The sequence below is a fragment of the Janthinobacterium sp. SUN026 genome, from assembly GCF_030397625.1.
Lineage (GTDB): Bacteria > Pseudomonadota > Gammaproteobacteria > Burkholderiales > Burkholderiaceae_D > Janthinobacterium > Janthinobacterium kumbetense.
The window spans coordinates 82,328-100,396 of record NZ_JAPQNU010000004.1 but is presented as its reverse complement, the minus strand read 5'-3'; the positions used below and the strand labels follow the sequence as shown (position 1 = coordinate 100,396).

The following is an 18,069-nucleotide window of genomic DNA, read 5'->3' as shown; positions in this document are numbered from 1 at the left end:
GCATGCGCCATCTACCCGGCCAGCCGCAAGACCTGCCAGGCAACCGCGCCAGCCTGGCCGGCTACGCCGCGCGGCATTTCCTGTTTTCCGTCGACGCAGGCGTCGCCACCCTGACCTTGCACCGGCCCGAGCGCAAGAATCCGCTCACCTTCGATTCGTATGCGGAGCTGCGCGAGCTGTTCCGCGCGCTGGCGCATGCGGACGATGTGAAGGCCGTGGTCATCACGGGCAGCGGCGACAATTTCTGTTCGGGCGGCGACGTGCACGACATCATCGGCCCCCTGACGCAGCTCGACATGCCCGGCCTGCTGGCATTTACCCGCATGACGGGCGACGTGGTGAAAGCCATGCGCGCCTGTCCGCAACCCGTCGTCGCCGCCATCGACGGCATTTGCGCGGGCGCTGGCGCCATGCTGGCGCTGGCCTCCGATATCCGCATCGGCACGGCGCGCAGCAAGACGGCCTTTTTGTTTACCCGCGTGGGCCTGGCCGGCTGCGACATGGGTGCCTGCGCCTTGCTGCCGCGCGTGATTGGCCAGGGCCGCGCCGCCGAATTGCTGTACACGGGGCGCTCCCTGCCTGGAAGCGAGGCCGAGCGCTGGGGTTGGCTCAACCGCCTGGTCGAGCCGGAAGAATTGGCCGAGGCGGCGCAGCTGTTCGCCGCCGGCCTGGCCGGCGGCCCCACCTTCGCGCACGGCATGACGAAAAAAATGCTGCAGCAGGAGTGGAACATGGGCGTCGATGAAGCCATCGAAGCGGAAGCGCAGGCGCAGGCCATTTGCATGGCCACCAACGATTTCCACCGCGCCTATCACGCCTTCGTGGCGAAGGAGCAACCCCGGTTCGAGGGCGATTAAGAAGATGAAAAATACACGCGACACCACTTATCTGGACTGGCCGTTTTTCGAAGCGTGGCATGCCGAACTTGAACGCGAACTCGATGCCTGGGCCGCGCAGCACCTGCAGGAAGCCCATGGCGCCGATGTCGATGCCGCCTGCCGCGCGCTGGTGGCGCAACTGGGGCAGGGCGGCTGGCTGGCATACGCCACGGGCACCGATGGCAAGATCGACACGCGCGCCATTTGCCTGATGCGCGAAACTCTGGCGCGCCACGACGGCCTGGCCGATTTCGCCTTCGCCATGCAGGGACTCGGTTCCGGCGCCATCGGCCTGTTCGGCAGCGCCGACAACAAGGCGCGCTATCTGCCGGACGTGGCCAGCGGCAAGCGCATCGCCGCCTTTGCCCTGTCCGAGCCGCAGGCCGGCTCCGACGTGGCGGCCATGGCGTGCGCGGCGCGACGCGATGGCGACGATTACGTGCTCGATGGCGAAAAGACGTGGATCTCGAACGGCGGCATCGCCGATTTTTATGTGGTGTTCGCCCGCACGGGCGAGGCGCCGGGCGCGCGCGGCATCAGCGCCTTCATCGTCGACGCGGACAATCCCGGCCTGGAAATCGCCGAGCGCATCGCGGTGATCGCGCCGCACCCGCTGGCGCGCCTGCGTTTCAATGCCTGCCGCGTGCCCGCCACGCAGCGCCTGGGCGAGGCGGGACAGGGCTTCAAGGTGGCGATGGCCACGCTGGACGTGTTCCGCACGTCGGTGGCCGCTGCTGCGCTGGGCTTTGCGCGGCGCGCATTTGACGAGGCGCTGCGCCACGCCATGGCGCGCCAGATGTTCGGCCAGACCCTGGCGGACTTCCAGCTGACGCAGGCAAAATTAGCGCAGATGGCCACCGGCATCGAGGCGGCTGCCTTGCTGACCTACCGCGCCGCCTGGCAGCGCGACCAGGGCCGCAAGGTGACGAAGGAAGCGGCCATGGCCAAGCTGACGGCCACGGAAACGGCGCAGCAGGTGATCGACGCGGCCGTGCAGCTGTTCGGCGGCATGGGCGTGGTCAGCGACCATCCGGTCGAGCGTCTGTACCGCGAAATCCGCGCCTTGCGCATCTACGAGGGCGCCAGCGAAGTACAGCAATTGATCATCGCGCGCGAACTGCTGCGCGAGGCGGGGCATGTATGAATAACCAGGAGAACGCAATGCAAGTGCTGCAACCACCGGGATGGACCAGGCCGCGCGGCTATGCGAACGGCGTGGTCGCCAGCGGACGCACGGTGTACGTCAGCGGCATGATAGGCTGGGATGCGCAGGGCCAGTTCCATACGGACGATTTTGCGGGGCAGGTGCGCCAGGCTTTGCAGAATATCGTCGCCGTGCTGGCGGAGGCGGGCGCCTTGCCCGAGCACATCGTGCGCATGAACTGGTATGTGCTCGACAAGAAGGAGTATGTGGCGGCGTATCCGCAAATCGGCGTGGCGTACCGCGAGCTGATCGGCAAGCACTTTCCTGCCATGACGGCCGTGCAGGTGGCCGGCCTGATCGAGGATCGCGCCAGGGTGGAAATCGAGGTGACGGCGGTGCTGCCGCCATGATGGCTACAATAAACTATTGCCTTAACTGCATTTCAATTGAAATAAATTAATGTAATTAATATATCACCCTGTGCTATATTGATATGCCGAAAATTCGCGGCATATATACAGGGGGAGCGATGCAACAACAAATCATGCTGAAAATCAAGGCGGTGCGGCCCGTCACCTTGCTCGCCGGTGCCTTGCTGTGCATCGGCAGCGTTCCTGTCGCCTCGGCGCAATCCTTGCTCAACGGCGCGCAGGAAGCGCAGCTGTCCGCCTGGCTGGGCGAAGGGCCGCTGGCGCTGACGGCCATCTACACGAAGTCGGCGGGCGACACCTCGCGCGACTTCCACCTGGCCGCCGACGGCAAGGGACGCACGTTTTCCGTGATGCAGGCGAGCAACGCCGCCGGCCAGACCTGGCTGGTGGGCGGCTACAACCCGCAAAGCTGGAATTCGTCGGGTACTTACAACATGACGCCGGAAGACCGCGACCGCACGGCCTTCATCTTCAACCTGACGTCGGGCCAGTATTTCCGGCAGACGCCGAAAACCTATGCGCTGGACTCGGTGGGGGCGTATCAAACCTTCAATGATATCGACGCCGGCCCCACGTTCGGCATCGGTGCCGACCTGGGCATGTCGGCGGACCTGAGCACCAATGGCATTTCTTCGCGTTACTCGTACATCGACCCGGTCAATGGCATCTTTGGCGCAAGCTTGCTCGATGGCGCGCCGTATGGCTCCTATCCGAACGTCACGTTTGGCGCCATGCAAGTATTTAGCGTCAGCGCCGTGCCCGAGCCCGCGATGTTGCAACTCATGCTGGCCGGCTTGTTGCTGGTTGGTGCAGGCGTCGCGCGGCGCAGGAAATTCAGCGTGCCGCCGTTTGCCACCATGGGTGTCAAATAAGGCAGGGCGCTGGTACGGGTTCGGCAGCGTGGCGGGAAATGGTACACAGGAATGGCTGACGGCGACGGCGCGCCTGGCCGTGACTGTCCGGCGCATGCCCGCACGTTGTGCGGGCAAGAGTTCGTCTCGTCACCATGTTCAGAATAATAATAAACAAAACTCAGCGTTAAAAGCATAAACTTGCCATTGCTGGCTGCCAACGCGTTACGTATAAGCAACTTTATGGAATTGCACCGTGTTATTTAATTCATTTCCGTTCTTTCTGGTGTTCTTGCCGTTGGCGTTGCTGGGATACTTTCTCCTGTCAAAATACTCGCTGCGGCTATCCATAATTTTCCTGTTGCTGGCCTCGCTTGCATTCTATAGCTACTGGGATGTCGCCTACCTGCCGCTGCTGCTGCTGTCAATCTGCTGTAACTTCAGCATTGGCCGAGTCGTTTCGAAACGTCAAGAGACGGGCCGCAAGCGCGAGGCAAAGCACTGGCTGTGGCTCGGACTCGCCTTCAATTTGTCGCTGCTGGTGTTTTTCAAGTATTTTGATTTTTTTATCAGCAATATTGCCACCCTGACGGGGGCGACATTCCAGCCGCTGGGGATTACCCTGCCGATCGGCATCTCGTTTTTCACCTTCACGCAAATCGCCTACCTGGTCGATTGCCACGCCGGCAAGGTCAAGGATTACCAGCCAGAAAGCTATGGTTTGTTCGTCACCTACTTTCCGCACCTGATCGCCGGTCCGATTCTGCATCACAAGGAGATGATGCCGCAGTTCGTGCAGGCCGAATCGCATGTCTTCAGCCGCGGGCGCCTGATCGTCGGCCTAACATTCTTCACGATTGGCCTGTTCAAGAAAGTCATCTTGGCCGATGGCATCGCGCGCTACGTCGCACCCGTCTTCGACCTCCATCACGCCCATTTGAGCATGCTGGAGGCATGGGCCGGTGCGCTGGCCTATACGTTCCAGCTGTATTTCGACTTTTCGGCCTACTGCGACATGGCGTATGGCTTGTCTTATATGTTCGGCATTATCTTGCCGATTAACTTTCTCTCGCCATACAAGGCGACCTCCATCATCGATTTCTGGCGCCGCTGGCACATCACGCTGTCCAATTTCCTGCGCGATTATCTGTATATCCCCCTGGGCGGGAACCGCAAGGGCGGATTCTTGCGCTACCGCAACCTCCTGATCACGATGCTGCTGGGCGGACTGTGGCACGGCGCCAACTGGACCTTTGTGGTCTGGGGCTGCTTGCACGGCGCTTATCTGATCGTCAACCATGCCTTGCGCCATCTGCTGGGCCAGCGCAGCAACCTGGCGATACGGGCCGGCGGCGCACTGGCGACTTTTTTTGCCGTGGTGCTGGCCTGGGTGTTTTTTCGCGCCAGTTCCCTCGAGGTGGCGCTGGACGTGCTGCAAGCCATGGGCGGCGGCACGCTGACGCCCGCCATGCAGGAAAGCATGCTGGGCGTGAACCGCATCATGCAGCTGAGTTCCTGCCTGTGGTGGCTGGGCGTCTGCGCCGCCATCGTTTTCTTCCTGCCGAACGTGTATGAGCTGCTGGGGCGAGGCTTGCGCCTGTCGACGGAGCAGCGCCTGGACAGTGGCCGGGGCAGCGTCTTGCTGGGGGCCATGTTGATGCTTTGCCTGGTCTTGCTGGCAATTAGCGAGACGCGTGGCGTTTCTGAATTCTTGTACTTTAATTTCTGACAAATCATATGCGCTCCATATTTGCGATAGGCCTGGGTGTGCTGGTCACGGCACTGGCGTTGGAAGCGTTCCTGCAATGCATGCCGGTGGTGTCCGGATTGCGCATGGAGCAGAGCAGCGAGCAGCGCCCGTATGCCCGTTATCTGCCGCAGCAGGACTACGTGTATTCGCACGGCTGGGCCCTGGCGAATGCCCGGCATGGCCGCACGAATCGGCAGGGCTTTACCAACTCCCCCGATTTCAAGGATGGCGCGGCCGTGCTTGTCATCGGCGACAGCTTTATCGAAAGCCTGATGCTGGAATACCCGGAAACCCTGCAAGGCCGGCTGAGTCAAGCCCTGGGCGGCGGCGTGTATGCCGCCTCTGCCTCGGGCAACGGCTTTGCCGACGCGCTGGAAGTGTTCCGTCATACGCGTGCGCAGCTGCATCCGCGCACGGTGGTGATGTTCGTCGAGCCGATGGACATGCAGGACATCCTGGCGCCGGCGCAGCGGGGCCACAGCATGTTTGTCAGCGAAGGGAACGATATCAGGCTGGTGCATGTTCCCTATGTCGAGTCCAAGGCCAAGCGGCTGGTCGCCTATTCGGCCCTGGCCCGTTATATCTATTACAACTTGAAATTTCCTGACTGGTTGATGAGCCAATTGCGCCGCAGTCCTCCTGCCGCGGCGCAGGAGCCGGCCGCCAGCGCGCCTGATGCACGCCGCGCCGCCGCGCTCGAGTACTACATGACGCAATTGCGCGCGCTGGGCGGCGCTGGCGATACGCGCTTTATCTTCCTGGTCGATGCGGACCGGAACATGCTGTACGCGCCGCAGAAGGCGGTGCCCAACTGGAAAGCGGGCGATCGCGCATTTTTCATCCAGACGGCCCTGCGACACGGCCATCAGGTGGTGGACATGCAGCCGGTATTCGCGCGCCATTGGGCGCAACAGCGCGAGCGCATGGATTTCCTGCCGATGGACGGCCACTGGAACCCGGTGGCGCACGATCTGGCGGCGCAGCAAATCCTGCCCTTGTTGCCTTCGGCATCGCCTGCGTTGCCGGCGCCATTGCGGCAGGTGGCAGGGCACTGAGGCGCCGGCCCCACGCACGCGCTGCCGGACTGTCAATGGCAGGAACTAGCCTGTATAATGCCGCTGCGCGTGTCGCCATCGTACAATGGATAGTACAAGGTCCTCCTAAGACTTAAATGCAGGTTCGATTCCTGCTGGCGACACCACGTTTCCACGCAACGCGCGTCGGCAGCCTGTGATCATCCAGGCGGTAATTACTGGTCGATGGCGATTGAAGTCCGAGTTATCGGTACAATGCGTGCTTCATTCATCCAATCGGCGGCTGTTTTGCACACCACGCGGTGTGCGCGAGACGGCGCCCGAGCACTCTTACTCATTATGGCTGTCATTTCTCTTTCATCGGCGCAACTTGCGTTCGGTCACGTCGCGCTGCTCGATCACGCGGAATTTTCACTGGAAACCTCGGAGCGGGTCGGCTTGATCGGCCGCAACGGCACGGGTAAATCGTCGCTGTTGAAGGTTATTTCGGGCAAGTTCAAGCTCGATGACGGCTTGTTGGTAATGCAACAAGGCATCAAGATCGCGTATGTGGAGCAGGAACCGCAATTCGACCCGGAAATGTCCGTGTTCGACGCCGTCGCGTCCGGCATGGGCGAATCGCAGGCGTGGCTGAAGGAATACGATGCGTTGACGGGCCAGTTTGGCCAGGGCAATGACGACGAACTGATGGAACGCATGCACGACATCCAGGTCAAACTCGATGCGGCCGATGCGTGGAGCTTGCCGAACAAGGTGGAAACCGTACTCGACCGTCTGAACCTGACGGGCGACATGGCCATGAAAACCCTGTCCGGCGGGATGCAGAAGCGCGTGGCGCTGGCGCGCGCGCTGGTGTCGGCGCCCGACGTGCTGCTGCTCGATGAGCCCACCAACCATCTGGACTTCAGCTCCATCCTGTGGCTGGAAGGCTTGTTGCGCGACTTCAAGGGCAGCGTGCTGTTCATTACCCATGACCGCTCCTTCCTCGACAACGTTGCCACGCGCATCATCGAGCTCGACCGCGGCCGTTTGCTGTCGTATCCGGGCAACTTCACGGCGTATCAAGTGCGCAAGGCGGAGCAGCTGGAAATCGAAGAAGTGGAAAACGCCAAGTTCGACAAGTTCCTGGCGCAGGAAGAAGTGTGGATACGCAAGGGCGTCAAGGCCCGCCGCGTGCGCGACGAAGGCCGCGTGCGCCGCCTGGAAGCGCTGCGCCTGACGCGCAATGCGCGCCGCGAACAGCAGGGACAAGTCAAGTTGGACGTCTCGGCTGGCGAACGCTCGGGCAAGATCGTGGCGGACCTGGAAAACGTCTCGAAGATTTACGGCGACAAGGTCATTGTCAAGGATTTCAGCGCCACCATCTTGCGCGGCGACAAGGTCGGCCTGATCGGCGCCAACGGCGCCGGCAAGACCACCCTGCTGAAGATGATCCTCGGCGAAGAGCAGTCGGACACGGGCACCATCCGCCTGGGTACCAAGCTGCAAGTGGCGTATTTCGACCAGATGCGCACGCAGCTGAACGAAGAGGCGAACCTGATGGAAACCATCGCGCCGGGCAGCGACTGGGTCGAGATCAACGGCCAGCGCCGTCACGTGATGACGTACCTGAACGACTTCCTGTTTGCGCCGGAACGCGCCCGTTCGCCCGTCAAGTCGCTGTCCGGTGGCGAGCGCAACCGTTTGCTGCTGGCGCGTCTGTTCGCCAAGCCGGCCAACGTGCTGGTGCTCGATGAACCGACCAATGACCTGGATATCGATACCCTGGAATTGCTGGAAGAGTTGCTGGAAGAATACACGGGCACCGTCTTCCTCGTCAGCCATGACCGCACCTTCCTCGACAACGTGGTCACGCAGGTGATCGTCGCCGAAGGCGAGGGCAAGTGGCGCGAATTCGTCGGCGGCTACACGGACTGGGAGCGCGTACGCACCTTGCCGATCGCCACGGCGCCAGCCAGCAAGCCGGCCGTGAAGGTCGAGGCTGCCGCGCCGGCCGCCAAGCAGAAAAAGCTCAGCTACAAGGAACAGCGCGAGCTGGAAGAGTTGCCGAAACTGATCGCCAAGCTGGAAGACGAGCAATCGGTGCTGGCCGCCGAACTGTCGCATCCAGACTTCTACAAGAAGACGCCAGCCGAAGGCAAGCGCCTGAATGCGCGCGTGGCCGAGATCGAAGGCGAACTGCTGGAAGCGCTGGAAAAGTGGGAGCAGATCGAGGCGCGCGCGAATAGCTGATGCTTTTTTGCATACCCTGTTGTAATTAAGTCAGGATTATTTGCCACGGCAACGGTTCTGCTTGATATAATTATATAATTATATTTATTACATCGGGGGATGCATGTTTGTCATGAAAAACATGCGCTCCGGACCACCGCGTCCGGCGCGCAGCTCCTCCTCCGATGCGTGGCAGCATGTTTGACCGCGCCGCCTTGCCCCGGGTAGCGCCATTCCTGGCCTATCTCTCCTTCATTGCCATTGCCGACATACTCGGCCGCCTGGGCGTTGCCGCGCAGGACTTGCGCTGGCTGTATGTCGTCAAGATCGGCGTCGTGCTGGGCTTGTTGTTGTACTGGCGCCGCAGTTACACGGAATTACGGTGGACGCCGTTGGGCGCGCGTGCCATTCTCGGGGCGCTGGCAGGCGGTGTTGTTGTTTTTTTGCTGTGGATCAATCTCGATGCCAGCTGGATGAGCATCGGCAAGCCGGACGGTTTCGACCCCCGCACCGATGGCCGCATCGAGTGGAGCCTGGTGGTGCTGCGCATTGCCGGCGCGGCGCTGGTGGTGCCCGTGATGGAGGAGCTGTTCTGGCGCTCCTTCCTGCTGCGCTGGATCGACAAGCCGGACTTTTTGCGGGCCGATCCGCGCCTGGCCAGCGCCAAGGCCTTCGCCATCAGCGTGTTGCTGTTTGGCTTTGAGCATAATTTATGGCTGGCCGGCATGGTGGCCGGTGCGGTCTATAGTTTGTTGTACATGCGTAGCCAGTCCCTGTGGTCGCCCATCCTCGCGCACGGCGTGACGAACGGCGTGCTGGGCCTCTGGATTATTTCTGGTGGGCACTGGATTTACTGGTAGTATTGCCTATCAACTGTGTGATCTTTCAAAGACAAAATCCATGTTGAATTCCTTGCGTAAAAAAGCCGTTGCCGCCGCCTTCACGGCCAGCCCACGTTTGCCGGTTGCGCTGTTACTCTTGGGCACCCTGGCCAGCGGCGGCGCCGTGGCCGATATCAGCGACACCATCAAGCCCTTCGTTGCCACGTCCTATTCGTACGACGACAACCTGATGCGCCTGCCGGACGATGTGCGGGGTTTTTCCGGCCCCCGTTCGGATACGTCGAGGATGCTGCAGGCGGGCTTCCTGTTCAACCGTCCCATCGGCCGCCAGATACTGACGGGCCAGGCCAAGTGGTCGAAGGTGAGCTTCAACCGCTTCAGCCAGTTCGACTACGACGGCAAGGATTACCTGGCCGACCTGGAATGGCACATCGCCAACCACCTGGAAGGCCATGTGGGCGCCAGTTATTCGCAGACCCTGACGCCGTTCAGCGACTTCCAGAGCTCGGTGCGCAATCTGCGCACGCAGCGCCGCGAGTACGTGAATGGCGCATGGCGCTTCCACCCCAGCTGGCGCGTGCGCGGCGGCCTGTCGCGCGACCGCTACTCGTATGACTTGCCATCGCAGGCGTTTTCCAACTGGGTGGAAGACGCGACGGAATTTGGCGTCGACTACCTAGCGCGCAGCAATAGCCGCGTCGGCGTGCAGCTGCGCCACCTGAATGGCAAGTATCCGAACCGCGGCGCGTTCGACGCCAGTGTGTACGGCAACGGCTATAGCCAGGACGAGGTCAAGGCCAATGTCCTCTGGGATTTCAGCGATATCACGCAGATGGAATTCCTCGGTGGCTGGGTGCGCCACCGCAACAACTTGCTGTCCGGGCGCGATACCAGCGGCACGAATGGCCGGCTGAGCGTGTACTGGAAGCCGTTGGGCAAGGTCAATTTCACGGGTATCGTCTGGCGCGAATTCGGTTCCGTCGACAATTCGCTGGTGACAAGCAGCCTGAACACGGGCGCCAGCCTGGGCGCGACCTGGACGGCCACGTCGAAGGTGCGCGTGGATGCGCAGCTGCGCCAGGAACGGCGCGATTTCGAGGCCGTCAGCGGCCTGGTGCTGCCCGGCGACGGGCGCGACACCACGCGCACGGCTTCGCTGGGCGCGACGTATGCGCCGCACCGGAAAATCCAGCTTGGCGTGCGCGTGTTCCACGAGCGGCGCGAAGGCGTCGCCATCATCGATAGCGGCAGCTACCGGGCCAAGGGCATTTCCTTCAATGGCAGCGTACAGTTTTAAAGATCAACATGACTGTCAATGATATACCCCTGATTTCGTTTTTCCAGCGCGTTCTCGACCCGATCATCATCATGGGCTTGCTGTACCTGATGACGGTGTTGTCGGGTTCGACCTTCACCGGCTATACGCTGGTGCTGATGATACTGGCTGTCTTCATTTCATCGACGGTCTACCAGCATGTCGACCCCTACCGTACCTGGCGCAGCGGCCGCATGCTGGCGTATGCGCGCGATATCCTCGTCGGCTGGACGATCGTCGCGCTGATCCTCACCTTCCTGGGCTCGGCCACGGGCCTGGCCTATCATTTCGATACCGAAGTGGTGCTGGCCTGGTTTGTCCTCACACCCTTCGTGCTGCTGGCCGGGCACCTGGCCGGGCGCAGGTTCAGCCTGCGCCCGGACGGCGACAGCGAAGTGCGCTCGGTGGTCATCATCGGCGCCAACGACGCCAGCCTGAAGTTTGCCGCCACCGTCGAGCGCAATGCCAACCTGTTCATGCACGTGCACGGCTTTTTCGATGACCGCACGGACGACCGCTGGCCGGAAAAGATGCGCGAGCCCATGCTGGGGCGCATGGATGATATCGCCTCCTATGTGCGCGAACACAACATCAAGATGATCTTCATCAGCCAGCCGATTTCGGCCCAGCCGCGCATCCGCAAGATGCTCGACGAGCTGGAAGATACGACGGCTTCCGTGTATTTCCTGCCGGATATTTATATCTTCGACCTGATGCAGGCGCGTTTCGACAACGTGGGCGGCATGCCCGTCATCGCCATCCGCGAATCGCCGTTCACGGGCTTTAACAGCATGGTCAAGCGGGGCAGCGATATCGTGCTGGGGCTGATGATCCAGATCCTGCTGCTGCCGGTGATGCTGGTCATCGCCATCGCCGTCAAGACCACCTCGAAAGGCCCCGTGATTTTCCGCCAGCGCCGCTATGGCCTGTATGGCGAGGAAATCGTCGTCTACAAGTTCCGCTCCATGACGGTGGGCGAAGATGGCGACACGGTGGTGCAGGCCACCAAGAACGACCAGCGCGTGACGCGCGTCGGCGCCTTCCTGCGCCGCAGCTCGCTCGACGAGCTGCCGCAATTCCTCAACGTCCTGCAGGGCCGCATGAGCATCGTCGGGCCGCGCCCCCATGCCGTCGTGCACAACGAGCAGTACCGCAAGCTGATCAAGGGCTACATGCTGCGCCACAAGGTCAAGCCCGGCATTACGGGCTGGGCCCAGGTCAACGGTTTGCGGGGCGAGACGGAAACGCTCGACAAGATGGAGGCGCGCATCCATTTCGACCTCGATTACCTGCGCAACTGGTCGCTGTGGCTGGATCTGTGGATTATCGCGCGCACGGTCAAAGTGGTGCTGGCGCGCGAGAACGCCCATTGAGCGTCAGTATGCTGCCCGCAGGAAAAAATAGCGTTTGAATATACTTTGCACGGAGTCAATACGCGTTAAAATGGAGCATCTATAGAGCACCAGCGCATTACGCGACCACTCCGCGCTCACCTTGCCACGAGTCGTGCCGGCCATGCGCCATTACTTTCCTCTTGGAAAGGGTTCACGATGTGAGCAGTATCCGGCCTTGCCCCTGCCGGACGTGCGTCACCCTGACGGGAAGCCGTCCGGGACGGCACGCGCCAACTATCGATTTTAAAGTCGGTCTGAACCACGCAATACATAATTTTTTGCAATCAAGTAGACTGTGGAAATAGTTGTTTTTATATCTCATTAGTAGATTTTTAAGCAAATATTTTGCTTGTCGTCATGCATTATGTGTATTATGTTTACAATATTGTTAATTATTTGACGAATAACTATTTTTCGGGGCATCCGTGCAGTGCAGCCTGGCCATGGCCCGTTATACTGCGCCGGATTTTCCACCCCCGTCATACCTGTCATCCGAAGGAGCACGCTTGAATCATTTTATTCACTCCCGCCCCGCGCCACGTTTGTTGTGCGCCGCCCTGGTCCTGCTGGCCGCTGCTGGCCTGTCCGCTTGCGGCAACAAGGAAAAAAAGGCTGGCCAGGCGCTGGCCAGCGTGAACGGCGAAGAAATCACCGTCTTGCAGTTGAATGAAGAGTTGCAGCGCGCCGGCGTGCAGGCGCCGCAGCAGGCCGCGGCCAGCAAGCAGTTGCTCGAGTCGCTGATCGACCGCCAGTTGCTGCAGAACGAAGCGGCCAAGGAAAAGGTCGACCGCGATCCGAAAGTCATGCAGGCCATCGAGCGCGCCAAGGCGCTGATCGTTGCCCAGGCATACATGCAAAAGCGCATCGGCGCGGCCACCCGCCCGAGCAAGGCCGAAGTGGAAGAGTATTTCGCGAAAAATCCGCTGTTCTTCAGCCAGCGCAAGCAATTCGATCTGCGCGAGCTGGTCATCCCGACGGCGGTGTTGAACGATGAGCTCAAAGCCGTCATGGACCGCGCCAAGTCGCTGGAAGACGTGGCGCAATGGCTCGAGGAGCACAAGATCGCGTTCGGCCGCACCCAGGTGTCGCGCACCAGCGCCGACCTGGCGCCCGAACTGAGCAGCAAACTGCAATCGATGCCGAAGGGCCAGCTGTTCATCGTGCGCGAAGGCGAGCGCAGCCTGCTCATCGCGCTGGCCGATATCAAGGACAGCCCGGTGGGCCTGGACGCGGCGGCGCCGCAAATCGAGCAGTTCCTGGCCAACAAGAAGAACAAGGATGCGGCCGAAGCGGAACTGAAGCGTCTGCGCGCCAGCGCCAAGATCGAGTATTTCAACAAGGATGCAGCGGCTACGGCCTCGGCAACGGCCAGCGCACCTGCGGCAGCGGCGCCGGCGAACAGCGCGCATGAAGCCAACGAGCGCGGCGTGGCGGGCTTGAAATAAGTGACTTATCGACAAGTAGTTAAACATCAGCAATCTACCAACGGGAATCTGTAATCATGAAACGACTCGCAAACTGGATGATGGCGGCCTTTCTGGCCCTCGCCGCAGGCATGGCCGGTGCAGCCGATGTCCCCCTTGGGGCTGGTGACGTGCTGAAAATCTCCGTCTACGGCAACCCGGACCTGGGCCTGGAGACGCGCGTGAGCGAAGCGGGGGAAATCACCTTCCCGCTGGTGGGCGCGGTGGCCGTCGGCGGCCTGTCCACGTCGGCAGCGGAAAAGAAACTGGGCGGCCTGCTCGAGAGCGGCGGCTTCCTGCGCAAGGCGCAAGTCAACATCATCGTCACCAGCCTGCAAAGCCAGCAGGCGTCCGTGCTGGGCCAGGTCAACCGTCCGGGCCGCTACCCGGTGGAAGGCAAGCGCAGCGTGATGGACATGCTGGCCATGGCCGGCGGCGTCAGTCCTGACGGCGCCGACCAGATCACCGTGATCCGCAAGCGCGGCGGCACTGCCACGCGCGACGTGGCCGACATTCTCGACATCGTGCGCAACGGCGACCTGAAGGGCGACATGGAAGTGGGCGGCAACGACATCATCTACGTGGAACGCGCGCCGCGCTTCTACATCTACGGCGAAGTCCAGCGTCCGGGCGCTTTCCGCCTGGAACGCAACATGACCGTGCTGCAAGCCCTGTCCGTGGGCGGTGGCCTGACCTTGCGCGGCACCGAACGGGGCGTGCGTGTCAAGCGCCGCAATGCGGAAGGCCAGATGGAAGTGTTGTCGGTCAAGCATGACGACCTGCTGCGCGTCGACGATGTCGTGTATGTCCAGGAAAGCCTGTTCTAAGAGCAACTGGCTCCCTACCTTTTTGTATTGAAAGTTTCCAAATGAACCTCACCCAACTATTGCTGATCCTTCGGGCGCGCAAGAAGATTGTGCTGCTGACCTTGATGATCACCGTGGCGCTGGCGCTGGGCGTCAGCCTGGTGCTGCCGAAGACCTACAAGGCCACCAGCACCCTGCTGCTGAACTACAAGGGCGTCGATCCCCTGACGGGCATGACCATGCCGGGGCAGTTGCTGCCTGGCTACATGGCGACCCAGGTCGATATTATCGGCAGCAAGAACGTGGCCTTGCGCGTCGTCGACCAGCTGGAACTGGCGCGCAGCCCCGCCGTGATCGCCCAGTTCAATGACGCGGCGCAAGGCAAGGGCACGGTGCGCGACTGGCTGGCCGACTTGCTGCTGAAGAAACTCGAAGTGATGCCGTCGCGCGAAAGCAGCGTGGTCGATGTCAGCTTCAAGGGCGCCGACCCGCAATTCGTCGCGGCCGTGTCGAACGCCTTTGCGGAACAGTATCAAAAGGTCAGCATCCAGCTGAAGGTTGACCCGATGCGCAAGGCGACGACGTACTTCGATGACCAGACCAAATTGCTGCGCGACAACGTTGAGCGCGCGCAAAGCCGCCTGTCGAAATACCAGCAGGACAATGGCATCGTCAGCGTCGACAACCGCCTCGATGTGGAATCGAACCGCTTGAACGACCTGTCGGCACAACTGGTGCTGGCGCAGGGCCAGGCCATGGAAGCCAATTCGCGCCAGCGCATGGCGCAGGGCGGCAACCTGTCCGAATCGCCGGACGTCGCGTCGAATCCGCTGATCCAGAGCCTGAAGTTGGGCCTGGGCAATGCCGAGGGTAAATTGGCCGAACTGGGCCAGCGCCTGGACCGCAATCACCCGCAATACCAGAGCGCCAAGGCGGAAGTGGACAAGCTGCGCCGCGACCTGGCCGAGCAGACGCGCGCCACCTCGCAAAGCGTGGGCAACAATGCGCAGATCCTGCAGCAGCGCGAAGGCGCGATCCGCGCCGCACTGGCGGCGCAAAAAGCCAAGGTGCTGGAATTGAACCGGACGCGCGATGAAATGGGCGTGCTGAGCAAGGATGTGGAAAGCGCCCAGCGCGCCTTCGACGTGACTTCGCAGCGCCTGTCGCAGACGCGCATCGAAGGCCAGGCGGAGCAGTCCGATATCGCCATGCTCAATCCGGCCACGGCGCCGATCGAGCCGGACAGCCCGAAGATTCTCCGCAACGTGCTGCTGTCGATCTTCCTCGGCCTCATGCTGGGCTGCGGCATCGCGCTGCTGGCCGAATTGCTGGACCGCCGTATCCGTTCCGACCAGGACCTGAGCGAAGTGCTGCAGATTCCCGTGTTCGGCGTGGTCGACTGGAAACCTAAACAGCGTCGCATGCGCGGCATGCTGCCGCGCCGTTTGCGCCTGAACTGAGATGGAACCTATCATGACTTCAAGTCCACACCTCCTCAATACCACTGCGCCGCTGGCGCGCGGCACCGATTCCAGCATTGGCGGCCTGTTGCTCGAATCAGGCAAGATCACGCCGGAAAACGCCGAACGCGTGCTGCGCATGCAAAAGGAACTGGGCATCCGCTTCGGCGAAGCGGCCCTGCGCCTGGGCCTGATCACGGAAGCCGATATCGAGCAAGTGCTGGCGCGCCAGTTCGACTATCCCTACCTGCAGCCGGGCGCCGGCAAGTATCCGCAGGAACTGGTGGCCGCCTACCAGCCTTTCAGCCACCAGGTGGAAACCCTGCGCGCCGTGCGCAGCCAGCTGATGCTGCGCTGGTTCGCCCGCGGCAGCAAGTCGCTGGTGGTGCTGGGCATGGAGCCGGGCGACGGCGCCAGCCTGTTCGCGGCCAACCTGGCCGTGGTGTTTTCCCAGCTGGGCGAGCACACCTTGCTGGTCGACGCCAACCTGCGCGCGCCGCGCCAGCAGGAAATCTTCGACCTGAAGACACGCCAGGGCCTGTCCGACGTGCTGGCCGGCCGCGCCGAACTCGATATCATCGCCAAGGTGGAATCGTTTGTCGCGCTGTCGGTGCTGTCCGCCGGCACCTTGCCGCCGAATCCGCAGGAACTGCTCAGCCGTACCTCCTTCGTCACGCTCAACAAGCAGCTGGAAAGCCGCTACGACGTGGTGCTGTACGACGTGCCGGCGTATGCCACCGGTTCCGATGCGCTGGCCGTGGCGGCGCGTGCGGGCGGCGTGCTGCTGGTGGCGCGCAAGAACAAGACGCCGATGGCGGAAGTGGCGGCCATGGCCGAGCAAATGACGCATAGCGGCGCCCAGGTGGTCGGTTCCGTGATGGTCGACTTTTGATGGCTGCGCCAGGCCACGCCATGCCGCCGGCGCAGGCCGGCCGCTCCGCCGTGCCGGACTGGCTGCCGCTGGCGCTGGGTTTCCTGGCCATGCTTGCACCCAGCCTGGTCGGGCTGTTCCGCGGCATCTGGTCCACCGAAGAGCAGGCGCACGGCCCCATCATCCTGGCCCTGTCGCTGTGGTTGATCTACCGCAAATGGCCCGAGATGCTGGCGCAGAGCGCCGGCGCCCGTCCGGCCCGCGCCGGCTGGCCGCTGCTGGCCGTTTCGCTGCTGCTGTATGTGCTGGGCCGTTCGCAGCATATCCTGTCGCTGGAAATCCTCGCCCTGATCGGCACCGGCCTGTCCCTGCTGCTGCTCAAGCGCGGCTGGATTGCCGCGCGCATTCTGTGGTTTCCCTTCTTTTTCATGCTGTTCATGGTGCCGCTGCCGCTGCCGCTGGTGACGACCCTGACCATGCCGATGAAAATGGCGGTTTCGTATGTGACCGAACACCTGCTTTTCCTGGCCGGCTATCCGATCGCCCGCAATGGCGTGATCCTGCAGATCGGCCAGTACCAGCTGCTGGTGGCCGACGCCTGCGCCGGCTTGCAGACCCTGCTGACGCTTGAAGCGCTGGGCCTGTTCTACCTGAACCTGGTGCGGCATACTTCGCCGTTCCGCAACATCGTGCTGGCCCTGCTGATCGTGCCGATTTCCTTTACCGCCAATGTCATCCGCGTGATGGTGCTGACCCTGATTACGTATTATTTCGGCGACGCGGCCGGGCAGGGCTTCCTGCACGGCTTCGCCGGCATGGTGCTGTTCATTTCCGCGCTGCTGCTGATCCTCAGTGTCGACAGCTTGCTGCAGTGGATCGTGCGCAAGCGCCAGGCGGGCCGCGCGCCAACCGTGGGAGCGTCGACATGAACGCTGCAATGCGCATGAATATGCTGCTGGGCGCCTTGCTGCTGGGCGCGGCCGTCCTCAGCCACGGCGTGGCGCCGGGCGTGAAGATGGCCGACCAGCGCCCGAGTTTTTCGCTGGAAGCGGCGATACCGCAAGCGTTCGGCGACTGGCGCGTCGACAGTTCCATCGTGCCGCTGCAGGTGGATCCGGAAACCCAGGAACGCCTGAACAAGATCTACAACCAGACCTTGTCGCGTACCTACATCAATGGGCACGGCGAACGGGTGATGCTGTCGATCGCGTACGGCGGCGACCAGAGCGACAACATGGGCGTGCACAAGCCGGAAGTGTGCTACGCGGCGCAGGGTTTCCAGGTCGAGCGCGACGAATACGGCGAGCTGGCCTCGGCCTACGGCAGCCTGCCCGTGAAGCGCTTGCTGGCCGTGAATGGCAACCGCAGCGAGCCCATCACGTACTGGATCACCATCGGCGACAAGATCAGCAAGGTGGGCATGCAGCAGCGCCTGGAGCAATTGCGCTATGGCCTGACGGGCACCGTGGCCGACGCCATGCTGTTCCGCGTGTCGAGCATCGATACGGATTTGCCGCGCGCCTACCGCTTGCAGGCCGATTTCGTCAACGGCTTGCTGGCCAGCATGCCGGCAGCGCAGCGCAGCCGCCTGATCGGCGCGCCGCCCGGATGAGGCATGG

Annotated in this window: 16 protein-coding genes and 1 tRNA gene; all 17 read left to right on the top strand. The window is 62.1% G+C overall.

Annotated features, from left to right (window positions below; translation table 11 throughout):
• The first annotated feature begins 2 nt into the window (after positions 1-2).
• The 17 genes from OX459_RS18840 (at position 3) to epsI (ending at position 18,062) form a co-directional block, all read left to right on the top strand.
• Positions 3-857, top strand: a complete 855-nt coding sequence (locus OX459_RS18840; protein ID WP_289906160.1) for an enoyl-CoA hydratase family protein — start codon at positions 3-5, stop codon at positions 855-857.
• A 4-nt stretch (positions 858-861) separates the two neighbouring features.
• Positions 862-2,022: an acyl-CoA dehydrogenase family protein gene (locus OX459_RS18835; protein WP_289906159.1), complete on the top strand. Its 1,161-nt coding sequence runs from the start codon at positions 862-864 to the stop codon at positions 2,020-2,022.
• A 17-nt stretch (positions 2,023-2,039) separates the two neighbouring features.
• Entirely contained in the window at positions 2,040-2,432 is a 393-nt protein-coding gene (locus OX459_RS18830) for a RidA family protein (RefSeq protein ID WP_289906158.1), read from the top strand.
• Positions 2,433-2,551: 119 nt separating this feature from the next.
• Positions 2,552-3,325, top strand: coding sequence for a PEP_CTERM-anchored TLD domain-containing protein (locus OX459_RS18825; protein WP_257218706.1), 774 nt, complete (start codon positions 2,552-2,554; stop codon positions 3,323-3,325).
• 340 nt (positions 3,326-3,665) lie between these two features.
• A complete protein-coding gene (locus OX459_RS18820; RefSeq protein WP_354669673.1) occupies positions 3,666-5,033 on the top strand; it encodes an MBOAT family protein in 1,368 nt (455 codons plus the stop codon).
• An 8-nt stretch (positions 5,034-5,041) separates the two neighbouring features.
• On the top strand, positions 5,042-6,109 hold the full coding sequence (locus OX459_RS18815; protein ID WP_289906156.1) for a hypothetical protein: 1,068 nt from the start codon (positions 5,042-5,044) through the stop codon (positions 6,107-6,109).
• A 71-nt stretch (positions 6,110-6,180) separates the two neighbouring features.
• Positions 6,181-6,255 (top strand) — tRNA-Arg (locus OX459_RS18810).
• A gap of 172 nt (positions 6,256-6,427) precedes the next feature.
• Positions 6,428-8,320 carry an ATP-binding cassette domain-containing protein gene (locus OX459_RS18805; RefSeq protein WP_077400945.1) on the top strand — a complete coding sequence of 631 codons (1,893 nt, stop codon included), beginning with the start codon at positions 6,428-6,430 and terminating at the stop codon, positions 8,318-8,320.
• A 176-nt stretch (positions 8,321-8,496) separates the two neighbouring features.
• Entirely contained in the window at positions 8,497-9,159 is a 663-nt protein-coding gene (locus OX459_RS18800; protein WP_289906155.1) for a CAAX prenyl protease-related protein, read from the top strand.
• 40 nt (positions 9,160-9,199) lie between these two features.
• Positions 9,200-10,438, top strand: coding sequence for an XrtB/PEP-CTERM-associated polysaccharide biosynthesis outer membrane protein EpsL (epsL, locus tag OX459_RS18795; RefSeq protein ID WP_289906154.1), 1,239 nt, complete (start codon positions 9,200-9,202; stop codon positions 10,436-10,438).
• Between the two features lie 8 nt (positions 10,439-10,446).
• Positions 10,447-11,829, top strand: a complete 1,383-nt coding sequence (locus OX459_RS18790) for an undecaprenyl-phosphate glucose phosphotransferase (protein WP_099665081.1) — start codon at positions 10,447-10,449, stop codon at positions 11,827-11,829.
• A 527-nt stretch (positions 11,830-12,356) separates the two neighbouring features.
• The gene (locus OX459_RS18785; protein WP_289906153.1) at positions 12,357-13,295 is read left to right on the top strand and encodes an EpsD family peptidyl-prolyl cis-trans isomerase; all 939 of its coding nucleotides are present in this window, start codon (positions 12,357-12,359) and stop codon (positions 13,293-13,295) included.
• 56 nt (positions 13,296-13,351) lie between these two features.
• Positions 13,352-14,140: a polysaccharide export protein EpsE gene (gene epsE, locus OX459_RS18780; protein ID WP_077400957.1), complete on the top strand. Its 789-nt coding sequence runs from the start codon at positions 13,352-13,354 to the stop codon at positions 14,138-14,140.
• Positions 14,141-14,181: 41 nt separating this feature from the next.
• Entirely contained in the window at positions 14,182-15,579 is a 1,398-nt protein-coding gene (gene epsF, locus OX459_RS18775; protein ID WP_077400960.1) for a chain length determinant protein EpsF, read from the top strand.
• A gap of 13 nt (positions 15,580-15,592) precedes the next feature.
• Positions 15,593-16,471, top strand: coding sequence for a chain length determinant protein tyrosine kinase EpsG (epsG, locus tag OX459_RS18770; protein WP_077409017.1), 879 nt, complete (start codon positions 15,593-15,595; stop codon positions 16,469-16,471).
• Positions 16,471-17,379, top strand: coding sequence for an exosortase B (gene xrtB, locus OX459_RS18765; RefSeq protein ID WP_251350013.1), 909 nt, complete (start codon positions 16,471-16,473; stop codon positions 17,377-17,379). Before epsG ends, xrtB begins: the two co-directional genes overlap by 1 nt.
• Positions 17,376-18,062: an exosortase-associated protein EpsI, B-type gene (gene epsI / locus OX459_RS18760; protein WP_289906152.1), complete on the top strand. Its 687-nt coding sequence runs from the start codon at positions 17,376-17,378 to the stop codon at positions 18,060-18,062. The genes xrtB and epsI overlap by 4 nt, the downstream gene beginning before the upstream one ends.
• Positions 18,063-18,069: the final 7 nt, after the last annotated feature.